At 35.7% G+C, this 22,591-nt stretch carries 22 protein-coding genes and 2 pseudogenes; 21 read left to right on the top strand and 3 right to left on the bottom strand.

All coding sequences use genetic code 11. From position 1 onward, the window contains the following. Positions 1-60: 60 nt before the first annotated feature. The 3 genes from NQ505_RS20010 to NQ505_RS20000 all read right to left on the bottom strand — a co-directional run bounded on the left by NQ505_RS20010 (position 61) and on the right by NQ505_RS20000 (position 1,843). Entirely contained in the window at positions 61-840 is a 780-nt protein-coding gene (locus NQ505_RS20010) for a DUF4373 domain-containing protein (RefSeq protein ID WP_004318109.1), read from the bottom strand. Between the two features lie 23 nt (positions 841-863). Then, entirely contained in the window at positions 864-1,208 is a 345-nt protein-coding gene (locus tag NQ505_RS20005) for an SH3 beta-barrel fold-containing protein (RefSeq protein WP_008998414.1), read from the bottom strand. A gap of 224 nt (positions 1,209-1,432) precedes the next feature. After that, the gene (locus tag NQ505_RS20000) at positions 1,433-1,843 is read right to left on the bottom strand and encodes a DUF4119 family protein (protein ID WP_008998413.1); all 411 of its coding nucleotides are present in this window, start codon (positions 1,841-1,843) and stop codon (positions 1,433-1,435) included. Positions 1,844-1,972: 129 nt separating this feature from the next. Here NQ505_RS20000 and NQ505_RS19995 point away from each other — a divergent pair, with 129 nt between their 5' ends. From NQ505_RS19995 to NQ505_RS19895, 21 genes and pseudogenes are all read left to right on the top strand, one after another. After that, positions 1,973-2,926, top strand: coding sequence for a tyrosine-type DNA invertase cluster 3b (locus NQ505_RS19995; protein WP_032853370.1), 954 nt, complete (start codon positions 1,973-1,975; stop codon positions 2,924-2,926). Between the two features lie 354 nt (positions 2,927-3,280). Then, complete coding sequence (locus NQ505_RS19990) at positions 3,281-3,847, top strand: UpxY family transcription antiterminator (RefSeq protein WP_004318113.1); 567 nt, start codon at positions 3,281-3,283, stop codon at positions 3,845-3,847. A 72-nt stretch (positions 3,848-3,919) separates the two neighbouring features. Continuing rightward, the gene (gene rfbA / locus NQ505_RS19985) at positions 3,920-4,807 is read left to right on the top strand and encodes a glucose-1-phosphate thymidylyltransferase RfbA (RefSeq protein ID WP_008998411.1); all 888 of its coding nucleotides are present in this window, start codon (positions 3,920-3,922) and stop codon (positions 4,805-4,807) included. A 49-nt stretch (positions 4,808-4,856) separates the two neighbouring features. Beyond that, positions 4,857-5,426: a dTDP-4-dehydrorhamnose 3,5-epimerase gene (gene rfbC / locus NQ505_RS19980; protein ID WP_008998410.1), complete on the top strand. Its 570-nt coding sequence runs from the start codon at positions 4,857-4,859 to the stop codon at positions 5,424-5,426. A gap of 5 nt (positions 5,427-5,431) precedes the next feature. Then, positions 5,432-6,298 carry a dTDP-4-dehydrorhamnose reductase gene (gene rfbD / locus NQ505_RS19975; protein ID WP_008998409.1) on the top strand — a complete coding sequence of 289 codons (867 nt, stop codon included), beginning with the start codon at positions 5,432-5,434 and terminating at the stop codon, positions 6,296-6,298. Between the two features lie 7 nt (positions 6,299-6,305). Beyond that, positions 6,306-7,379 (top strand): dTDP-glucose 4,6-dehydratase, encoded by a 1,074-nt coding sequence (rfbB, locus tag NQ505_RS19970; protein ID WP_008998408.1) that lies wholly within the window; start codon positions 6,306-6,308, stop codon positions 7,377-7,379. A 78-nt stretch (positions 7,380-7,457) separates the two neighbouring features. After that, positions 7,458-9,008, top strand: coding sequence for an oligosaccharide flippase family protein (locus NQ505_RS19965; RefSeq protein WP_008998407.1), 1,551 nt, complete (start codon positions 7,458-7,460; stop codon positions 9,006-9,008). Further along, on the top strand, positions 8,992-9,960 hold the full coding sequence (locus NQ505_RS19960; RefSeq protein ID WP_004303675.1) for a Coenzyme F420 hydrogenase/dehydrogenase, beta subunit C-terminal domain: 969 nt from the start codon (positions 8,992-8,994) through the stop codon (positions 9,958-9,960). Before NQ505_RS19965 ends, NQ505_RS19960 begins: the two co-directional genes overlap by 17 nt. A gap of 7 nt (positions 9,961-9,967) precedes the next feature. Next, positions 9,968-11,104: a polysaccharide pyruvyl transferase family protein gene (locus NQ505_RS19955; protein WP_008998406.1), complete on the top strand. Its 1,137-nt coding sequence runs from the start codon at positions 9,968-9,970 to the stop codon at positions 11,102-11,104. A 28-nt stretch (positions 11,105-11,132) separates the two neighbouring features. After that, a complete protein-coding gene (locus NQ505_RS19950; protein WP_008998405.1) occupies positions 11,133-12,458 on the top strand; it encodes an O-antigen ligase family protein in 1,326 nt (441 codons plus the stop codon). 35 nt (positions 12,459-12,493) lie between these two features. Then, a pseudogene (locus NQ505_RS19945) lies at positions 12,494-12,852 on the top strand (hypothetical protein). A 402-nt stretch (positions 12,853-13,254) separates the two neighbouring features. Beyond that, positions 13,255-13,711 (top strand): annotated as a pseudogene (locus NQ505_RS19940) (hypothetical protein); the annotation flags it as partial. A 292-nt stretch (positions 13,712-14,003) separates the two neighbouring features. Next, entirely contained in the window at positions 14,004-15,122 is a 1,119-nt protein-coding gene (locus NQ505_RS19935; protein ID WP_008998403.1) for a glycoside hydrolase family 99-like domain-containing protein, read from the top strand. A 232-nt stretch (positions 15,123-15,354) separates the two neighbouring features. Further along, complete coding sequence (locus NQ505_RS19930) at positions 15,355-16,476, top strand: glycosyltransferase family 4 protein (protein ID WP_008998402.1); 1,122 nt, start codon at positions 15,355-15,357, stop codon at positions 16,474-16,476. A gap of 4 nt (positions 16,477-16,480) precedes the next feature. Beyond that, positions 16,481-17,692: a Coenzyme F420 hydrogenase/dehydrogenase, beta subunit C-terminal domain gene (locus NQ505_RS19925; RefSeq protein WP_008998401.1), complete on the top strand. Its 1,212-nt coding sequence runs from the start codon at positions 16,481-16,483 to the stop codon at positions 17,690-17,692. Then, complete coding sequence (locus NQ505_RS19920) at positions 17,689-18,726, top strand: polysaccharide pyruvyl transferase family protein (RefSeq protein ID WP_008998400.1); 1,038 nt, start codon at positions 17,689-17,691, stop codon at positions 18,724-18,726. The genes NQ505_RS19925 and NQ505_RS19920 overlap by 4 nt, the downstream gene beginning before the upstream one ends. A gap of 10 nt (positions 18,727-18,736) precedes the next feature. Beyond that, positions 18,737-19,327, top strand: coding sequence for a hypothetical protein (locus NQ505_RS19915; RefSeq protein ID WP_259825838.1), 591 nt, complete (start codon positions 18,737-18,739; stop codon positions 19,325-19,327). 14 nt (positions 19,328-19,341) lie between these two features. Next, positions 19,342-19,707, top strand: coding sequence for a glycosyltransferase (locus tag NQ505_RS19910; RefSeq protein ID WP_008998397.1), 366 nt, complete (start codon positions 19,342-19,344; stop codon positions 19,705-19,707). Continuing rightward, entirely contained in the window at positions 19,689-20,255 is a 567-nt protein-coding gene (locus tag NQ505_RS19905) for an acyltransferase (RefSeq protein WP_008998396.1), read from the top strand. Before NQ505_RS19910 ends, NQ505_RS19905 begins: the two co-directional genes overlap by 19 nt. Before the next feature lie 38 nt (positions 20,256-20,293). Beyond that, the gene (locus tag NQ505_RS19900) at positions 20,294-21,472 is read left to right on the top strand and encodes a glycosyltransferase (RefSeq protein WP_008998395.1); all 1,179 of its coding nucleotides are present in this window, start codon (positions 20,294-20,296) and stop codon (positions 21,470-21,472) included. A 46-nt stretch (positions 21,473-21,518) separates the two neighbouring features. Continuing rightward, a complete protein-coding gene (locus NQ505_RS19895) occupies positions 21,519-22,589 on the top strand; it encodes a radical SAM/SPASM domain-containing protein (protein WP_008998394.1) in 1,071 nt (356 codons plus the stop codon). The last annotated feature ends 2 nt before the right edge of the window (positions 22,590-22,591 follow it).

Here is a 22,591-nt window from a genome sequence, read left to right as displayed (position 1 = left end):
AAGAATTTGTGAAAAGCACAGATTTTTCGTACCTTTTTTATCAGCTTTTAATCAGTCGGTTTATTTCCGTCCGCTAGCTAACGCTGCAATGATATATTTCCCCGGTGCTCCGATTTTACTCCAGGCCGTATTGGAGAGCAGTTTCCACACCTGGGTGCCTTTCCTGCCATAGTCCGATAGCCGGAGAATCGTCTGTTTCTCTTTTGGGTCAGTCACTTTATGGTTGTCCAGACTCTCCATCAATCCTGCTATGTTGTGTGTAGCCAGATTGTAGGCATACCCCGGAATTTCAATCGAAACAACGTTGGTTTCTTCTTCTTCATGATTTAGTTTAGTTTCCTTTAGTTTAGTTTGTCGGGAAATGTCTGCATTTTCTTGACTCACCTCCTCTTGAGTTTCAAAAATGTCTGCATTTTCCGCGTTCAACTCTTCTTTTTGCATCCCTTTTTTCTTCTTGGTCTCTAATAAATAAGGTAGTTGGGAGAAATCTATTTTCCTTCGTGTAGTGGCTTCGAACCACACCCTTTGAATCTGTTCCGAAGTGAGTATGCCGTATTTTTCGTAGGTTTCCTTATGGAAAAATCCTTTCTCCAATAACAGATCGACAATCTTTTCCATCATATCCTCTTTAATCCCGCCGCCTACTTTACGGACAAAAATCAGGTTTTGTTCCTTTCCCCAAGAGATATAATATCCCTCTTTATATATTTTGCAAAGTAATCGCATGACAATGTAAGAAGCTAACACTCCAAATTTAGCTTCTAATAGTTCCATCACTTCTTCGTCAAAGAAGTTTGCCGGTGTCGGGAAATAAGGTATCCCTTTGTTAATCATATTCATTGTTAAATATATTTTAATCTGATTTATACAATAGCTTTCCACTCCATCAGGTTTCCGATCATAAATCTTCTCCATCCTTTTTGTTCTTCACTCCAATAGACAATAGACTCTTGTTTTGCTGTGATATTGAATTTTCTATGAAAGAATTTTTCATATCCTACTAGTGTTCCTTTTTCCAGGCAGAATGTGCCATCCTGCCTATGAAAAGCGATCATTGCATTTCCATACAACATGCGTTCTATTAGTCTAATACACTCTTGTACAATTCTCTCTGCGCATTTATCCGAAATCCCCTTTTCAGCAGTAATACGTTTTTTCCATACTAATTTGCAAGCTTCTAACTTATTCTTCCTGATTTTTTGTCTCATTTTCTTCTGTTTTTAATTATGAAAAATAATCTGTTTGAGCGTAAATCTTCCCTTATAGATAGTGACGGTATGTTGTTGTCATAGCGTCACTATCCTTTCATTATAGTGACGCTATAACGATAGCATACCGTCACTATTTTTTAAGAGAAAATCTGTTAGTTTTCGACGGGTTGAAAACGGCGGCGAAGGTAAGCCTTATATTCCAACTGTCCCATTATTTTTTCTTAGTACTTGCTTTTGACCTTTTCAGCTTGTTCTCTTTTTTCCTTTTTTTCTTTCATGTACTCTTCTTCAACAGGTTTTCTCAATGCCCCCAATTCAGCATGTATACTACTAAGTTCCATTAACTTATAGCCACCGTGTTTGTGGATGTATAATACTTTTTGGTCATAGATATATTGGGCTAGATTTATCAGCTTTCTTTTCTTGGGATGGCGGAAATGTCCATCAATAAAGATTTTTAAATACATGGTGAAATAAAGACGGATATCTCCATCGATTGCTATTCTGTTATCCAGTTCTTCTTCACTGATGATTTCTTCCCTTGAATGCCTCCTGGGGGCTTTTTTCATTGTTTGGACACTTCTTTTTACCTTGTCGTTTTTACTACCTTTTTTGGCATTTTTACTTTTCATAATCTACTAATTTTAACGTTGGTTAAATATGTGTTAATTCTAAAAATAATATCTGGAAAGTGAAATTGAACCTGCAAAAAGATTTGTTCTTTTGTCGCTTGCCAAATAGTATATATAAAATAACTAGTGATGCAAATGATGAATAAAAATGGATTTAGTCGATGTGGGGAGAACTACATCAATCGTTTACGAAAGGAGGGGCGTTATTCTACAGCGCATGTCTATAAGAATGCCCTTTATTCTTTCAGTAAGTTTTGTGGTACGTTGAATATGTCGTTCAGACAGGTCACCAAAGAACGTTTACGACGTTATGGTCAGTATCTTTATGAGTGTGGTTTGAAGCCCAATACGATTTCTACGTATATGCGTATGCTTCGTAGCATTTACAATCGGGGAGTGGAAGCGGGTAGTGCTCCTTATGTTCCCCGATTATTTCATGATGTTTATACAGGCGTGGATGTCCGCCAAAAGAAAGCTTTGCCTGCCGGTGAATTGCACAAACTTCTGTATGAGGATCCCAAATCGGAGCGTTTACGTCGCACACAAACTATTGCCGCCCTGATGTTCCAGTTTTGTGGAATGTCATTCGCCGATTTAGCGCATCTGGAAAAATCAGCTTTAGAGCAGAGTGTATTACGTTATAATCGAATCAAGACGAAAACTCCCATGAGCGTGGAAGTGCTTGATACTGCCAGGGGAATGATTAATCAACTCCGGAATAATCAGGAACCCATTCCCAATTGTCCGAACTATCTGTTCGACATACTTTGCGGTAACAAGAAACGAAAGGATGAAAGGGCATACAGTGAATATCAGTCTGCTCTTCGAAGATTCAATAATAGTTTGAAGGATTTGGCGAGAGCTCTGCGTTTGAATTCTCCCGTTTCTTCTTACACACTTCGCCATTCGTGGGCAACGACAGCCAAGTATCGTGGAGTGCCAATTGAAATGATTAGTGAATCATTGGGACATAAATCTATAAAAACCACACAAATCTATTTAAAAGGTTTTGAGCTAAGAGAACGTACAGAGGTAAATAAAGGGAATTTATCTTACATTAGGAACTATCGTTTAGGTAGATAATTAATGGTAAAGTGTTAGAAATCAAGGGCGAAGTATATCTGTTACTTCTTAGGTAACGGAAAATTATTCGATGCAAAGATATGCAAAAATACAAATAGTAAACAAGTAAAATCTTCTTTTTTTTCTGATTTGTTGAAATATGCAACAAAAATATATCAGGACATGATAATTCTGTTTCATCATGCCCGATATTCCTATATTCTGTTTTCAAAGATGTTTTTCCCTTCGCGTAGGTTAGAAAAACATTGCTGTAGGCGGTTCTTGTCCATGTTTTTCTGTTTTCATCTGTTTTCCTGTGAATGAGTACCTTATCCGTTACCTAAGAAGTAACGGAAACATAAGGGGTAAAAAGGTATGATTCTAACGAAAGAAACTTTAAGTGCTGGGCCTAGTATTGGGACAGGGGAAGGCGTAGCACACTCTAAACGCTGGTATGTCGCTCTGGTCCGTATGCATCATGAGAAGAAAGTAGCCGAGCGTTTAGACAAAATAGGGATTGAAAATTTTGTACCGGTCCAGCAAGAAGTACATCAATGGAGTGACCGCCGTAAAGTAGTTGAGTCCGTGTTGCTTCCGATGATGGTTTTTGTACATGCTGATCCTAAGGAACGTAAAGAGGTTCTTTCCTTTTCTACAGTTAGTCGGTATATGGTAATGCGCGGTGAGAGCAGTCCGACTATCATTCCTGATGAACAAATGGCCCGTTTCCGTTTTATGCTCGATTATTCCGAAGAGGCAATCTGTATGAATAGCGCTCCTTTGGCACGTGGTGAAAAAGTACGTGTTGTCAAAGGTCCTTTGACTGGTCTTGTAGGAGAACTTGTCACGGTGGATGGCAGGAGTAAGATTGCTGTCCGGTTGAATATGTTGGGGTGTGCTTGTGCGGATATGCCGGTTGGGTATGTGGAACCGTTTAAATAAACACAGAATAAAAGCTACTTTGTGTCCATCTCAAAACAGCTTACTTATTTTCTAAAATTGAAATAAGCTTTTATGAAAGGAATAGTTTTAGCCGGTGGTTCAGGCACTCGTCTGTATCCTATCACCAAAGGAGTGAGTAAGCAGTTGCTTCCTGTCTTTGACAAGCCCATGATTTATTATCCGATTTCAGTCCTTATGTTGGCTGGAATCCGTGAGATCCTGATTATTTCCACTCCTTATGATCTTCCGGGTTTCAAGCGTCTTTTGGGTGATGGCTCCGACTATGGAGTACGGTTTGAGTATGCCGAACAACCCTCTCCGGACGGTCTGGCACAAGCCTTTATTATCGGTGAAGACTTCATCGGCAATGATTCCGTCTGTCTGGTATTAGGTGATAATATCTTCTATGGCCAAAGCTTTACCCGCATGTTGCAGGAGGCTGTCCGTACAGTCGAGGAAGAGCAGAAAGCAACCGTATTCGGTTATTGGGTTGCCGATCCCGAACGTTATGGAGTTGCTGACTTTGACAAGAATGGGAATGTTTTGAGTATTGAAGAAAAACCAGAAAATCCAAAATCCAACTACGCTGTAGTGGGACTCTATTTCTACCCCAATAAAGTGGTGGATGTAGCCAAACATATACAACCTTCTCCCCGTGGAGAGTTAGAAATCACTACCGTTAATCAGGAATTTCTCAATGACCACCAATTAAAGGTCCAATTACTAGGCCGTGGTTTTGCCTGGCTTGATACCGGCACGCACGATTCTCTTTCCGAAGCCAGCACTTTTATTGAAGTGATTGAAAAGCGTCAGGGATTGAAAGTCGCGTGTCTTGAAGGTATTGCCCTGCGTCATGGCTGGATAACAGCGGATAAAATGCGTGAGCTGGCCAAGCCCATGCTGAAGAACCAATATGGCCAGTACCTTTTAAAAGTAATAAATGAACTGGGACTGGAATAATGCCATATTCCTTTCCGGTAATTTAAATAACTAACAAACACTAATCACAGTGGAAATAATCAAAACTGCTATCGAGGGCGTTGTCATCATTGAACCCCGCCTTTTTAAAGATGACCGTGGTTACTTTTTCGAATCTTTCTCTCAACGTGAATTTACAGAAAAGGTCCGTAAGGTAGATTTTGTCCAGGATAATGAAAGTAAATCCAGCTATGGTGTTTTACGTGGTCTTCATTTTCAGAAACCGCCTTATGCCCAGAGTAAACTAGTACGTGTCATTAAAGGCTCTGTCCTTGATGTGGCTGTCGATATCCGTAAAGGCTCACCAACATTTGGAGAGCATGTATCGGTGGAATTGACTGAAGAAAACCACCGTCAGTTCTTTATTTCGCGTGGATTCGCCCATGGCTTTGTTGTCCTGACGGAAGAGGTTATCTTTCAGTATAAATGTGACAACTTCTATGCTCCCCAATGTGAAGGTGCCCTGGCTTGGGATGATCCCGCATTGAAAATCGACTGGAAGGTTCCTGCTGATAAAGTAATCCTTTCCGTGAAAGACCAACATCACGAACGTCTGGAAGAAGCCGGCTGGCTATTTGATTATAACGAAAATCTGTATTAAGCTCAATGAATATTCTAGTGACAGGAGCTAACGGTCAGCTTGGCAATGAGATGCGCCGTGTGTCGTCAACCAGCTCCAACCAATATATTTTTACCGATGTGGCAGAGTTGGATATAACCAGTCGTGATTCTATCCGTAAAATGGTCAATGACAACCAAATTCATGTCATCGTTAATTGTGCTGCCTATACCAATGTGGACAAGGCGGAAGACGATTTCGCGACTGCTGATTTATTGAATAATAAGGCTGTGGAGAATCTGGCTGTTGTAGCTAAAGAAACTGATGCTACCTTAATACATGTCTCTACTGATTATGTTTTTCAGGGAGACAGAAATGTCCCTTGTCGGGAAGATTGGGAAACTAATCCTTTGGGTGTGTATGGTAAAACAAAGCTGGCCGGTGAGCATAGCATACAGGAAATCGGCTGTCATTATCTTATCTTTCGTACCGCCTGGCTTTATTCCCCTTATGGGAAGAATTTCGTAAAAACGATGCGACAGCTCACATCTGATAAAGATACCCTGAAAGTAGTCTTTGATCAGGTTGGTACTCCCACTTATGCCGGAGACTTGGCATCTGTTATCTATCAAGTGATTGAGGAGAATCAACTTTATAAAGAAGGTATCTACCATTTTAGTAATGAAGGCGTGTGTTCATGGTATGACTTTGCGAAGGAAATCTGTGACTTGAGTGGCAATGTGTGTGATATTCAACCTTGTCACAGCGATGAATTTCCCAGTAAGGTAAAGCGTCCTCATTTCTCTGTACTGGATAAAACAAAGGTGAAATCTGCTTTTGGAATCACTGTTCCTTATTGGAAAGACTCTCTGCAGAAATGTATAAATGAATTGAAACAACAATTAGATTATTAAAATAGACATGAATTTTGCACGAAATATACTGATTACAGGTGGAGCAGGCTTCATTGGATCGCACGTTGTACGTTTGTTCGTCAATAAATATCCTGAATATCATATAATCAATCTGGATAAACTGACTTATGCCGGTAATCTAGCCAACCTGAAAGATGTCGAAGATCAGCCTAATTATACCTTTGTAAAGGCCGACATCTGTGACTTTGAGAAAATGCTAGAAATCTTCAAGCAGTATCATATTGATGGAGTTATTCATCTGGCTGCTGAAAGTCATGTAGATCGTAGTATAAAAGATCCGTTTACATTTGCTCAAACGAATGTGATGGGGACTCTCTCTCTGCTCCAAGCTGCAAAACTGACTTGGGAGATACTTCCTGAATGTTATGAAGATAAGCGTTTTTATCATATTTCTACAGATGAGGTTTATGGTGCTTTGGAATTCGATGGTACATTCTTTACGGAGGAGACTAAATACCAGCCCCATAGTCCTTATTCAGCTAGCAAGGCAGGTAGTGATCATTTTGTGAGGGCTTTTCATGATACTTATGGTATGCCTACCATTGTAACAAACTGCTCCAATAATTATGGTCCTTATCAATTTCCGGAGAAATTGATCCCATTATTTATAAATAATATCCGTCAGGGCAAACCCTTGCCGGTATATGGTAAGGGGGAAAATGTAAGAGACTGGTTATATGTTGTTGACCATGCTAGGGCGATAGATTTGATTTTTCATAACGGAAACACGGCTGAGACCTATAATATTGGTGGTTTTAATGAATGGAAGAATATTGATCTTATAAAAGTTATCATAAAGACTGTTGATCGTTTGTTAGGTAATTCCGAGGGTACTTCAGATCATTTGATTACTTATGTAACAGATCGTAAAGGACATGATTTACGTTATGCAATCGATTCGAATAAATTGAAGAATGAATTAGGTTGGGAGCCAAGTTTGCAGTTTGAAGAAGGGATAGAGAAAACTGTTAGATGGTATTTGGATAATCAGAACTGGATGGATAATGTGACAACTGGTGATTATCAAAAAGATAATGACAGAGATGATAAATCTCTTTAATAAGAGCATTTTTATATTGGTAAAATGAATTATTAAAGTTTTCTATAAACATTAATAATTAACGAGTAAATTTCTATTTTGACTGAAAATATTACACAAAATAATTCTAAACGTATAGCGAAGAATACATTACTTCTTTATATTCGGACATTTATTACAATGGCCATAAGTTTGTATACTTCACGTGTGATTTTAGAAGTTTTAGGTATAAATGATTTTGGAATTTATAATGTTGTAGGTGGATTTGTTGGAATGTTCGCTTTAATTAGTGCTACATTAACATCGTCTACACAACGCTTCATTACATATGAATTAGGAAAAAAAGATGAAAATCATAGTCAGGAGATTTTCTCAACAGCTGTATTAATACATATAATTATAGCACTCGTAATAATCGTACTTGCAGAGAGCGTAGGTGTATATTTTTTGAATAATCAAATGAATATCCCTATATCAAGATTAACGGCTGCTAACTGGGTGTTTCAGTTTTCATTAATAACATTTGTTGTTAATATTATTAGCATCCCATATAATTCAACTATAATTGCACATGAACGGATGGCTGCTTTTGCTTATATCACTTTAATAGAGTCTATTCTGAAATTACTCATCGTTTATCTATTGATATTATCCACTTTTGATAAGTTGATAATATATGGAGCTTTAATGTTGCTGGTTTCTTTAGCTATTCGTATGGTTTATGGGGTATATTGTTCGAAAAATTTTATTGAATGTAAATTCAAATTAGTAAAAGAACGTTTTTATTATAAACAAATTTTAGGATTCTCTGGCTGGAATATAATTGGGTCCTCATCGGTCGTTTTGACTAACTATGGAATTAATATTCTTTTAAATATATTCTTTGGTGTAGCAGTTAATGCGGCTAGAGGAATTACGACACAAGTTGATAATGCTTTAAATCAGTTTGTAAGCAATTTTGTTATGGCACTTAATCCGCAAATAACAAAATCTTATGCATCTGGAAATAGAGAATATATGATGACACTTGTGATGACTGGTTCGCGTTATTCTTTTTATCTTTTGTTGATTATGGTAATACCCATTCTTTTCGAAACAGAATATATCCTTGCATGTTGGCTGAAAAATACACCAAAATATACAGTTATTTTTGTACAGTTATCTTTGATATATATGTTATGTCAATCTCTCTCAAATACTTTATTTACTGCAATGTTAGCCACTGGCAACATACGGAATTACCAAATAATTGTGGGAGGATTAGCTTTGATGGCATTTCCGCTTTCATATGGTCTTTTTAAAATGGGATTTGAGCCAGCATATTGTTATTATGCAACTATTTTTATTTCTATTCTTTGCCTTGTTGTTCGTTTAATAATGCTACATAGGATTATAGGATTGTCTATACGAATATTTTTTAAGGATGTTATAGTAAGGGTTATATTGGTTTCTATGTTTTCATTGATATCTCCATATATTATAATTAGTTTCATGACGCAAGGATTAGAACGTTTTATAATACTTTCCTTAGTGTCATTGGTAGCTACATGTATCTTTATATTTTTCAGTGGAATTTCTAAGGATGAACGCACGTTTTTTATAACATATATCAAGAATAAATTTAATAAGAGATATGAGAGAAAATTCTAATATAAATAAAGCATTAGCTTATTATATCGGATATTCAACAGATGACCTGATTCGTTATAAAGCATCTTCGGGCGGTATAGGAACATCTATCATTAAATATCTCCTTTCAACGTCTGAATATGATACCTCTATGACTTTTGTTTATGATAAAGAAAAGTGCGGCTATATTCCAAAATTGATATATGACTTTAATGAAATAAATATCTGTGGTAGTGTTTATCAAGATATCGATATATTCTCTTTTTTAAAGGAGAATATATCGAGTATTAAAAATGGTATTATAGTGACTTGTATGCCTTGTCAAGTTCAAGGAATACGGTCCGTGTTGGATAGGAATAATATTAATAATTTTATTATATCATTCTGTTGTTCAGGACAAACTACTCTTGAGGGAACATGGCTTTGTTATCGGTATATGGGTATTGATAAAAGTCAGGTGATTAATATGCAATATAGGGGAAATGGGTGGCCAAGTGGGATACAAATAGAATTGTTTGATGGTAAAAAAATATATAAAAATAATTATACTAATCCTTGGAGATTAATGCATCAGTCAAAATTATTCCGTCCCAAACGTTGCCTCATGTGCAAAGAAGATATTAGCTATAAGGCGGATGTATCATTAGCAGATCCTTGGTTGGGAAAATATAAAATTAGTGACAAAATAGGTCATACAATGTTTTTAATCAATACAGAGAAGGGATTAGCTTTTATTGAAGAAATGAAAAATAAATCGTTATTGCGGCTAATAGATTCTTCTGTGGAAGACTATATAGAAGCTCAAGGACATACTATAATGGCCAAAGATAAAGCATCGCTAGAAAAAAAGTTTAATAATATATTATCAAAAATGGGGAATAATATATTATATAAGAAAATCATGACATTATCTCCATTCATGCTTAGATTTCATATGCTTATAATTCGAATTGTTTATAAAATTGTTAAATAAAAATACAATGAAACCATATATTATCATTTCAGGACTTAATTTTAGAGATAATAATAGAGGAACAGCAGCTTTAAGCTATGGCTCACTTTCTTTTCTGAATGAGAGAGAATTGTTATCAAAGGAGACGAAAATTCTAAATTTTCGTTTTGTGAAAAATCTTTTTAAATCAAAAAATAGGGGAACTAATATTCAAAAGATTGATATAGCAGGTGTGAAATGGGAATGTTTAACGGTTAATGTTTTTTTTGTAGAAGCTTTGTTGTTTAAATATTTGCATGTTTGTTTACCTTTTACTAATTTAGGACGAATGATAAAGCAAGTCGAGTACGTTGCTGCAATTAATGGAGGAGATGGCTTTTCAGATATTTATAATACTACCTCTTTTCTCAATCGGTTGCCTGATATCAATTTAGCAATGAAATTTAATATTCCTGTTATTATTCTTCCTCAAACATTAGGACCATTTAGAGAGAGCAAGAATAAAGTTATAGCTGACCGTATACTTTGTTACGCTAGTCAAATTTTTGTTCGTGATGATAAATATGCTTCTGATTTGGAGGCAATGGGATTGAAGTATGAACAAACGAGGGATTTGTCATACTATATGAAACCGGAACCTTTTAACATTGAAATTAAGGCTAATGCAATAGGTATTAATATAAGCGGATTGGCTTATAGCAATAAATTTAGAACTCTTTCAGGGCAATTCTCTACGTATCCATATCTCATAAATAAACTTATTGTTTATTTCCAACAGAAGAATATTGCGATTTATTTAATACCTCATTCATATAATTATCAGAAAGTAGAAGTTGCAAATGACGATTTGGAAGCTGCACGTGATGTCTATTCTAAATTGCATGATAAGAGCAATATTATACTTATTGATCAAGATTTGATTTCGCCCCAAATAAAGTTTATTATATCTCAAATGAAGTTTTTTATTGGTACACGTATGCATGCTAATTTTGCAGCTATGTATACAGGAGTACCATTGTTTGGGTTAGCATATAGTTATAAATTTCAAGGAGCATTTGAAGCAAATGGCATTTATGATAGTACAGCCATGATAAATGATATCAGTGAAAAGGAAGCAGATGCTATAGTAGAGAGAATAGTTACAAAATATAAAAGCTTGGACTAATTTTAGCCTATATTACAATATCCGCTCTATGGCATTTATTCAATCTTGGTTAACCATTATCATTCTTGTGGCTTTTTTCGTAAAGTTGCGAATAGGTCTGGTTTTGTATCTCGTTTACTTTTTTTTGGTTCCATATTTTAATATAAATTTTTTAGGGATTTCTCTGAGCTGGAATTTTGCGAATATTTTACTTCTTATTGCTTTTGTCATAGATTATTATAAACATCACGGTAAAGTTAGGTTGGATTTACGTCCATTCTATCCATTTATTTTTTTCTATGCTATGATGCTTATTATGATGCCTTTTCAAGAGTTTGTTCCAACAGATATTGCATTGAATTCATGGCGTGCAAATATGATGACTAATTTAGTATTACCAATAGTTATGTGGAATGTGTCTAGATATGATCCTAAAATCATTAGATATAGTAGAAACTGTATGGTTATTGTAATTATTGTCATCGTTATATATGGAATTTTCTTGTTGACCTTGAATGGATTAAATCCTTATGTCTATTTTATGGCACAGATTAATAATGCAGAATTGCGTGAGGCTCAATTTGGTGAGCAAATGGCTCGGCTTATGATCAAAATATCATCAGTGTTCACTCACCCTATGATTTTCGGTCTATTTTTAGGCTTAGCAATGGTATATCTTTATTCTTTGAAAGATAAAATAAAACCATTATTTATATATTTATTGATGTTTTTTATTGTTGTCTGTATTTTTCTTTGTGGCATCCGTACTCCGATAGCTGCCATGTTTCTGACTGTTTTCTTTTATCTATTAATGTTACATCGAATTAAACCGATGATATATGTCGCCGTTATAGGATTTATTGGTTATGTTATTATTGAAAATATACCAGAACTATCAGCAATGGTAGATTCAATTTTTATTAAGGATAGTCGCAAAACGAATGTGGAAGGCTCTTCTATTGATATGCGTATGGAGCAACTGAATGGTTGTTTAAGGGAAATACAAAATTGTTTAATTTTTGGAAAGGGATATGAATGGTGTGGCTATTACATGTCTATTCATGATCTTCACCCTGTTTTATTAGCTTTCGAGTCTCTTATTTTCGTTGTACTTTGTAATAGTGGTATAGTAGGCTTGTGTGTGTGGTTCATTACATTTGTTTGGTTATTTAGGGGGGTATATAGAATGAACAAGAATGTTAATGTAACATTGTTTGTGATTACATTAGCTGTTTATTACATCGCTTATTCGACTATTACAGGAGAATATGGTTATATGAAATATTTTATTATTTTCTATACGCTATTATTAATAGACTCGAAAATATTTATAGGTAGAGAACATGTAAGCAGTCAAAAACTTGCTAGTCGCTAAAGGTCTATCATTGCTGTAAACAAAATAATAAAATTATGTATAGCAGTACAGATCTTGAAAGATTTTACTTTCGTACCAAACCGAGGCTTTGCCTCATGGCGAATCTTTCCAATTCTTTTGTGTGAAGCATAAAATTCCTTATAACCTCTTTCATAAATGGTATCAGGATACCCGTAACCGAGTAGTTGAAGTTAAAGTTGATGGCGTACCTGTTGCTAAAGCCGAGGAATCTCCCTGATCCAACTGCTATCCTGGTACTTTATCAGGAAGCAATGTGAATTCTGTTTGTATTTGGATTGATATTCGCATGAGCAATGGCCTTCATTCATCTAGAAAGAATTTAAGCTATCAGGATTTAGTTCTGCTGGTAGAGAAACTGGAAACTTTATGTTAAGTGTAATCGGTCTTAACCATTTCTATTATGTTCGTGATTTTACGGATGTGCGTTGCAATCACAGCCGCGTGTTGTCCATCATGCGCGAGCGGCTTCACCGCTAATCCTATGATAGGGATGTGTTTATAGTCATGTCTCGAAAACGTAGAATAGTCCATATGTTTTCATTCGATAACCGTTCCTACAGTGTGTTTGAAAAGAAGTTTGTATCAGGCTATCAATTCATGAAAGTGGAGCGAAAAGGGGTTGATACAATTTATCGGATTGACTGAAAGAATGTAGTTTTAATTCTTGAGAATCTGATTATTAGAGCCTTGATAATCAGATAATTATATGACTATGTTATTTGCGGGCTTGGAGAATGTTTTGCTATCTTTAATGCTGTAAATCAGAGGCTTAAATATGAACGAACTGCAACTTGTAATTGAATTAAAACGGGAGTTGTTGAGTAGGGAAAACTACTCACGTGCTCCTATAAATTATAGTGAAGGTATGGCAGAAGATCAAAAAGACCGATATATTTAATACCTTGCCGAGGAGAGTCAAGACTTACGTTTGACAGAGAAAGCTATGCGTCTTACTTTTGAGGGTTTCATAGCCAAGCAAAAGGCTTTGGAGGAGCAATGGGCTTTATTCCAATTTTGGTATGAAGAGAAAACATTAGTATTGTCCGAAGAGCGTAAACTTCGTAAATCAGCGGAACGCAAGTTAAAATCCCTTCAGGAAAAGTTTGATTATGCGAATCAGGAACGTTCTGGTAAGAAGCCTAAATGGGGATATTTCCCCACTGTGGGGCATCCTGAGGTAGTAACCAAATTCGAAGGGACGAAAAGCCACTCCAGAGTTTCTTCAGGCTATTGGCTAATGCTTATGTTTTTATTAGTGATGAGTTGAAGGCAGCCCAGTTTAAAGATACTGTACACTAAGCATGTATGTCTCATGCAAAATAACATGGGCACTGACGAAATTACATTGGTTACAAGCCAGTGTTAAATTCAAAACTAAATTTATTAACAAAACTCGGTTTAGGGCACATTTATATGCCCTTTCAAAGGGAGATGCCTTTAATTGAGTACTTACTATAGTACCGTATTTTAGATTAGAGATGTTTACAATTGGTGCTAAATTATATAATTTATAACGAAAAACGAATGGGAAATAAAGTTGAAATAATAGCATTCTATTTGCCACAGTTCCATCCAATACCGGATAATGATGAATGGTGGGGAAAAGGTTTCACTGAGTGGACAAATGTTGGTAAAGCAAAAGCTTTATTTAAAGGGCACAATCAGCCCAGAGTTCCTGCTGATTTAGGATATTATGATTTAAGATTACCTATTGTACGAGAACAGCAAGTTGAATTAGCTAAGGAGGCGGGAGTTACAGCGTTCTGTTATTGGCATTATTGGTTTGGAAATGGAAAACGCTTGATGGCAGATATCTTTAATGAAGTCTTAAATACAGGGAAACCTGATTTCCCATTTTGTCTAGGTTGGGCAAATCATTCTTGGTATGCAAAGAATTGGAATAGTGATGGTACTTCAACTAATAAACTGTTGATAGAACAAATGTATCCAGGAATTGATGATGAAAAAATGCATTTTACATTTTTATTAAAGGCATTTAAGGATCCTAGATATGTAAAAATAGACAACAAGCCTTTTTTGCTTATTTTTGATCCAATTTCAATTCCTGAAGAATATATTCAGAACTTTAAATGTTGGACTGAAAGAGCCGGATTTGATGGGCTTTATTTGGTGGCAAATATAACGTCTTCATCTATTAGTAAAAAAGAACTATTAGCTAAAGGGTTCGATGTAGTCACTTACCAGAGGTTAGGTGGAATGGTAAATCCACAACTTCATAAGTTGGGTAAGGTGGGGAGAGGACTTTTTAAAATATATCAATATGCAAAAGGCTTTATTTTAAAACGTCCTCCTAGAATGATCGATTATAGTAAGTATTATCATTCATTAATAACGGAAGATGATCAATCTGTAGATGTAATACCTTCTATTGTACCACAATGGGATCATACTCCGCGTAGTGGATGGAATGGTAGTCTTTGGGTTAATTCAACTCCATATTTCTTTTATAAACATGTATTGGAAGCCTTAGATGCAATAAAAAATAAACCTCAAAATCAACAAATTCTTCTGTTGAAGTCTTGGAATGAATGGGGAGAAGGGAACTATATGGAACCTGATTTGAAAAATGGTAAAGGATATATAGAAGCTTTAAAAAAAGCTTTAAATAAAGGCTTGGAATAAATCTTTATAAGAGATTGAGCGCTTTTACAAATTTTGGAGTGAGGAGTAAGGTTTCACGTTTTGTCAATAGTTGGCCGTTGTTCAAACTTTGCATGGTCTAAAAAAATAATAGTCATGCATAGTAGTGAAGATTTTGAGAAATAATGTAAACTATAGCTCCCAAAAACCAGGAATACTGGGCTAAGGATTATTGTTATAGGGGCTGGATACTTACGATATATACCTTTTTTATATGAATAAGAAAAAAATATCTTGGATAACTCCAAGTTGTTTCATTGATGTTGATTTGCCAATTATAAATCTTTTAGCCAAAGATTATTCTATTGATTGGCAAATAGTGGTAGAAAATAATCAGGAGATCGATTATGAGTTATATGTAAGATCTGTACTGAAAGACAATCCTAATGTTTTGGTCTATTTTTTCTATTTAACGTATCGACTTAGGAGCCCTCATAATATAATTGATTTAATACGTATTATTAAAAGAGCTAGAGCATTTCTTCCAAATTTGTATTATATTTCAGCAGCTATGCATCCTTATGGCACTATGATGTATCGTTTAATGCTTCCTAAAAGAAATGTCGTTATCGCATGTCACAATGTTTCTACTCCAAGAGGAGCTAATTCGGAAAAATGGGCTAAAAAACTAACTAATATGTGGATTCGTAGTTTTAAGAATATTCAGGTCTTCTCAAGAAGCCAGGAAGTAATTCTCAAAGAGAAAGTTCATGGAAAGAATATTCTAATGGCACATTTGGCTTTAAAGGATTATGGAGAATCTACTATTGAAGTAAATAAAAAGGAAGAACGGACTTTTAGATTTTTATTTTTTGGAAATATTGTTGCATATAAGCGGGTTGATTTATTGATTGAAGCTGCAAATATTTTGCATGATAGAGGTATTGAAAACTTCAAAGTAAGGATTGCTGGTAGCTGTAATTGTAATTGGGAACAAAACTATGCATCGTTTATAAAGTGTCCAGATGTGTTTGAACTAATGATTAAACGAATTCCTAACGAGGATGTAGCTAATATGTTTGCAGATAGTCATGTTTTTGTTATGCCTTATCAAGATATAGCCCAAAGTGGGGCTATAACGGTAGCATTTAGATATAATGTCGTTACATTGGTCTCTGACATTCCTCAATTTAAGGAGTTTGTAGAAGATGGAGTGACGGGATTAGCATTCCAATCAGGAAATGCAGGTGATTTAGCGGATAAAATGCAGTGGTGTATAGAAAACAGGGATGTGCTTTTAAAAGAACTTTCTGTTAATCAAAAGAATTTTGTAGATAAGGAGCTTTCGCTAACCAGTATTGTTGCGAAATATAAAGACTTCTTTTCTAAATTGTAAATTTATGAGTTTTGTACCTCGACTGGCTACAGATAAACAATGTACAGGCTGTTTTGCTTGTATAGATGTGTGCAATAAAAATGCTATAAATATAGTTGAACATTATGATGGGCATCGGTATGTAGAGATAGATAAAAGTAAATGTGTTGGTTGTGGCATGTGTGAACAAATCTGTCCGATCGTCTCGAATTTCGAATATCAGAAAAGTGAATATTCAGATTTCTATGCAGCTTGGGCAAAAAATAGAACACATCGAAAGACTAGTGCTTCAGGTGGCGCTTTTTATGCAATGGCGTTTTCTGTAATAGAACAAGGGGGAATTGTGTTTGGTGCGAAAATAGAATCACCTTGTTATGTTCATCATCAGGCAATTGAGACTAAGGAAGAATTGAGTTGTTTGCAGGGGTCAAAATATACACATAGCAATACATCTGGAAATTATAAACTCGCTTTGAAATATTTGAAGGAAGGTCGAATGGTTCTTTTCTCGGGTACAGGTTGTCAAATTGCTGGACTATTATCTTTTTTGAAAGATAGAACTTATAAAGGGAATCTGGTTACGGTGGATTTAATTTGTGGTGGAATTCCTTCTAGAATTTTAATTGATAAATTTATTAGTCAGGCACCGTATAAAGTGAAGCGTGTTTTGTCATTTCGTACAAAGGAAACAGGATGGAAACCTAGAGGATTTCGTTATAATTTGAAAGTCGAAGATGAAAATGGTAAAATTTATGATTATGCAAATAAAAATAATTTAATTACTACTGGGTTTAGTCTCGAATTAACGAATAGGTATTCTTGTTATGACTGTCCTTTCGTTGGAAAAAATCGCAAATCAGACTTTACCATAGGGGATTATTGGGGATGTATTAAATATGATGAAGAACATTTTGATGGTATATCGTTGATTATAGCTCATACTGATAAAGCGAGGCAGTTCCTTTCGTCATTAAGAGATTCTTTATTTTATGATAAGGCTGATATGAACTTAGCCATATCTCATAATCATAGATTGGTAACAGGACATTCGATTCAGCAATATTTTTTAGAACGAAAGTTGTTGGCTTTCCTTTCTTCACAATTAAGTGACAGCACATTTTCAAAAATATATGCAAATACATTTTCAAATAAAAGTCCATGGATACTGTTGAAAGTGATTCGGAAAGTTTACGGAATAGTAGTAAATATTATAGATAGAATAGGACATAAGCAATGAAAATCGGATTATTAACATATCATAAGTCGTATAATTGTGGAGCAGTGTTGCAAACTTATGCCACATGTCGGCTTCTTAAGGAATTGGGACATGAAGTAGAGTTGATAGACCTTAGGCAGCCAGAACCTATAAAGTTGAGACAATTGATTTTTATTCCTCGCTTTATTAAATTTTATAGGTTTTGCAAAAAGTTTTACCCATCGCTTACACGGCATTATAAGACAGTGGAGGAGCTTAAAAAGGCAAAGTTGGATTATGATTGTTTATTGGTAGGAAGTGACCAAACATGGAATCCTTTAATTAGTCGTGAACAATGTTTAGCCTATTTTCTTGATTTTGGAGGGGAGCAGGTTCGCAGAGTGTCGTTTGCTTCGAGCTTTGGGGTGAATATGTGGCCGGAGAGCCATAAAGAGCTACTGCCTACTATAGATAAACTTCTTCATCGTTTTTCGGGCATATCTGTGAGAGAAGTTACGGGCCAAAATATATTAAAGCAGCAATTTAGCCTTGATAGTAGCTTAGTGCTTGATCCTACAATGTTACATTCTTCTTATGTGGAAATTACTTCATCTATTACTCCCAATCATCGCATTGTCTGTTATCTCTTGAATCGTAATGATTGTCAGCTTGATATGGCACGTTATCTTTCATACAAGATGGGTATACCGGCTCGTATGATATTTAATGGATATCCTTTGAGAGGGTTTGAATATTGTTATCCTCCTGCTATAAAAGGATGGATAGAGCAGATTGGTGGAGCGGAGGTTGTAGTGACAGATTCCTTCCATGGATTAGTGTTTAGCTTGCTTTATCATCGTCAGTTTGCTGTGATTCCTATAGCGAATGGATTATCGAGCCGTCTGCTTGATTTGCTTGATTTAGTAGGACTAGAAAATCATGTGTTTACTTCACAGGAGGAGTTGGAAAAGAACATGGAGGTGCTTCAGCGTCCGATTGATTATGAGAGGGTAGACAGTATATTGGCTATTTATAGAGAACGGTCAATTGACTTTTTGCGTAATGTTTTAAAATAAGGATAGTAAGATGATACACATATTACATGGCTTTTCTAATGTGGATAGTGAGTTTAAGCCCCGAAATTTGCGACAAGAGGTGCACTATATTGAATCGCCTCGTACTAAGAAACGTATCGTGGGTTGGACGATAGGCTGTTTTCGAGCTCTATGTTGTTCCCGAAAAGGGGAAACAGTGTTTTGTTGGTATGATTTTCAAGCTGTATTACTTTATTGGATGTGTCTTTTGACTTTCCAGCGTAGAAATATTGGTTGTCTCAATATTCTTTTAAAAAAGAAAGATACTATACAAAATCGCATTGTGTCGAAAATGTATCGCAAAGCTTTAATGTCGAAATATTTCCATGCCAGTGTAACTTCTTCTCATTATGGAGAATTGTTGAAAGAGTGGTTGTGTCTTGATTTTAATTATACTGTAATTCATGACCCTTATCATGAAAAATGGGAAAGAAAATGTGAATCGTTGAATCATGATATATTTGTAGGTGGAGGAAATTCAAGAGATTGGTCTTTTATGCTAGAAGTGGCAAAACAAATGTCTGATGTGAAATTTTTATTTGTAATGAATAGCTTAGACTATCATATGTTAAAGAATATATAACAGAGAACATTAAGGTGAAATGTAATCTGCCCTTTAATCAGTTTCTACAAGAGATGGCTAATTCCGCCATAGTAGCAATGCCACTGACAACCGAAGCTCCGGCAGGATTATTGGTGTTGTTTCAAGCAGCGGGAAGTAAGAGATTTGTTATTACCACCTCAACCGCCACAACGAGAGCATATATTACTTCTGATCGGGGGTGTGCTTTGGAACGTGATGTGAAGCAATGGAAAGGTGCTATTCGTTATTATTTATTGAATGAGAAAGAACGTAATGATAAGGCACTCAAGCTCCACAAGTTTCTAAAAGATGTTTGTGGAAGAGATAATTTTGATTCTGGCATTCAAAAAATCGTGGACTTATGCGAATCAAATTATTAGTCAAGTATCTGATTGGATGGCTTAAATGCAGATTTAATCACATCGAGTGTGGAGATTGCTGTTATCTTGGGATTAATTTAAATATAATCAATAAGGGGAATTTTAAATTGGGAGATAATGTAAAGTTCCGGCCTTCGTTGGATGTTTATATAAGTCGGAATGCTCTTTTGTCTATAGGAGACCACACAGAGATAGGCAATCATTTCACAATATCAGCACATAACATTGTGATAATAGGAAAAGGAGTGCTAACCAGTCCTCATGTATTTATAGCAGACCATAATCATGAATATAGAAATCCAGATGTTTATATTTATAAACAAGGATGTAGGGCTGGTAAGGATGATCGTGTACTGATAGATGATGGCACTTGGCTTGGAACAAATGTAGTCGTAGTGGGCAATGTCCATATTGGCAAGCAATGCGTAATAGGGGCAAACTCTGTAGTGACCAAGGATATACCGGATTATTGTGTAGCAGCAGGTAGTCCTGCAAAAGTGCTTAAAAGGTACAATTTTGAAAGTAAAGAATGGGAGAGGTTTAGATAACTAAATTGTATGATTAGAAAAATACTCAATTATTTCTTATGAAAATATTATTGGCAAACAAGTTTTATTACCGTCGTGGCGGTGATTGTATCTATATGCTTAACCTGGAGTTATTGCTACGAGAGTATGGACATGAGGTAGCGATATTTGCAATGGATTATCCTGATAATTTGGAAACTCCATGGAGAAAATATTTTCCGAGTGAAGTGAAGTTTAAACCCGGATTAGGAATGTTGGAAGCTTTTCTGCGTCCATTGGGAACAAATGAAGTAAAAAGAAATTTCTGTGCATTATTAGATGAATTCAAACCTGACGTAGTACATTTGAATAATATTCATACGCAACTTTCTCCCATAATTGCTGAACTAGCACATGAAAGAGGAATTAAAGTTGTATGGACTCTACATGATTTGAAGCTTCTTTGTCCTCGTTATGATTGTCTTCGTAATGGAAAAATAGCCTGTGAAGAATGTTTTATGGATAAACGTAAGGTGCTTGAGTATAAATGTATGAAGAACTCTATTGTTGCTAGTTTCTTAGCTTATAAGGAAGCAGTATCATGGAATCGTGAGCGTTTGGAGAAATGTACAGATATATTTATTTGCCCAAGTTTATTTATAGCGAATAAGATGATACAAGGAGGCTTTGATAAAACAAAAATGTGTACACTCTGTAATTTTATAGATATAGAAAAAACAAGGAAGCAAGAGTATAATAAGTTGGATTATTATTGTTTTATAGGTCGTCTATCTAATGAAAAAGGGGTGGTTACATTGGTAAAAGCAGCTCGTCAGTTGCCATATAAATTGAAAATTATTGGTGAAGGCCCCCTGATGGAAGAGTTGAAAATACTGTGCAAAGGAACAAATATCGAACTTGTAGGCTATAAACAATGGCCGGAAATAAAAGAACTATTAGGATGCGCTCGTTTTAGTGTTATTTCATCGGAATGTAACGAAAATAATCCACTTTCAGTGATTGAAGCACAATGTTTAGGAACTCCAGTTTTGGGAGCGTGCATTGGAGGTATTCCCGAATTGGTAGAAGAGGGAAAAAGTGGAATGTTGTTCAAATCAAAAGATATAGTGGACTTAAAAAAGAAAATTGAGATGATGTTCACATATACGTTTGATTACGAATCATTGGCCAAAAAATCACAAGAAAGATACTCTGCTGATACTTACTATAAACAGCTGATGAAGATTTACACCAAGTGATGAGGAAACATATTTCTTTCGTATATATTTAAAATCTTATTATATTATGACTACAAATAATATCCCGTGTCCTACGGACGCGAGCATTATTCTGACGTATCGTTGCCCGATGCGTTGCAAGATGTGTAATGTGTGGCAGTATCCCACAGAAAAGAGTAAAGAAATACAGCCAGAGGAGTTACGTACACTTCCGAAGCTGAAATTTATAAATCTGACAGGTGGCGAGCCTTTCATTCGTGAGGATTTGGATAAGATTGTTGAAGAATGCTATAAACATACGGATCGTATTGTGATTTCCACTTCCGGATGGTTTGAAGACCGTGTGGTAGCATTGGCTAAGAAATTCCCTAATATCGGTATTCGTATTTCTATCGAGGGATTAAGTTGCAAGAATGATGAGTTGCGTGGTCATGCGGGTGGCTTTGATAAAGGGTTGCGTACGTTATTGACGCTGAAAGGTATGGGACTGAAAGACATCGGTTTTGGATGTACAGTATCCAATAATAACTCAAAAGACATGCTTTCGCTTTATCAATTGAGTAAGTCATTGGGAATGGAGTTTGCTACAGCCGCTTTTCATAATTCGTATTATTTTCATAAAGATGATAATGTGATAACGAATAAAGACGAAGTCTGCAAAAACTTTGAACAGTTGATAGAATGGCAATTGAAGGAGAATCATCCGAAAAGTTGGTTTCGTGCTTTCTTCAATATGGGGTTGATTAACTATATAGAAGGAGGTCGCCGTATGCTGCCATGTGAAGCTGGTTCTGCCAATTTCTTTATTGAACCTTATGGTGATGTGTATCCATGTAATGGTTTGGAGGAAAAATACTGGATGAAGAAAATGGGTAATATTCGTGAAACTCTGAACTTTATGACTATTTGGGAAAGTGAACAAGCACAGCAGGTACGTGATATGGTACGCAAATGTCCGAAGAACTGCTGGATGGTGGGTACTGCTTCTCCGGTGATGCACAAATATATCAAACATCCGTTAAAGTGGGCCATAGCAAATAAACTTCGTAGTATGCAAGGGAAGTCTGCCTGTCTTGATAAGTGTTGGTATAATGTAGGGCAGGATCCTTGTCAAGGGGACCTAAGAGAAAAGTTCTGATA

This window comes from Bacteroides sp. D2 (genome assembly GCF_025147085.1).
Classification (GTDB): Bacteria; Bacteroidota; Bacteroidia; order Bacteroidales; family Bacteroidaceae; genus Bacteroides.
Note: the sequence above shows the minus strand (reverse complement) of the source record. Positions and strands in the feature narration are given on the sequence as shown.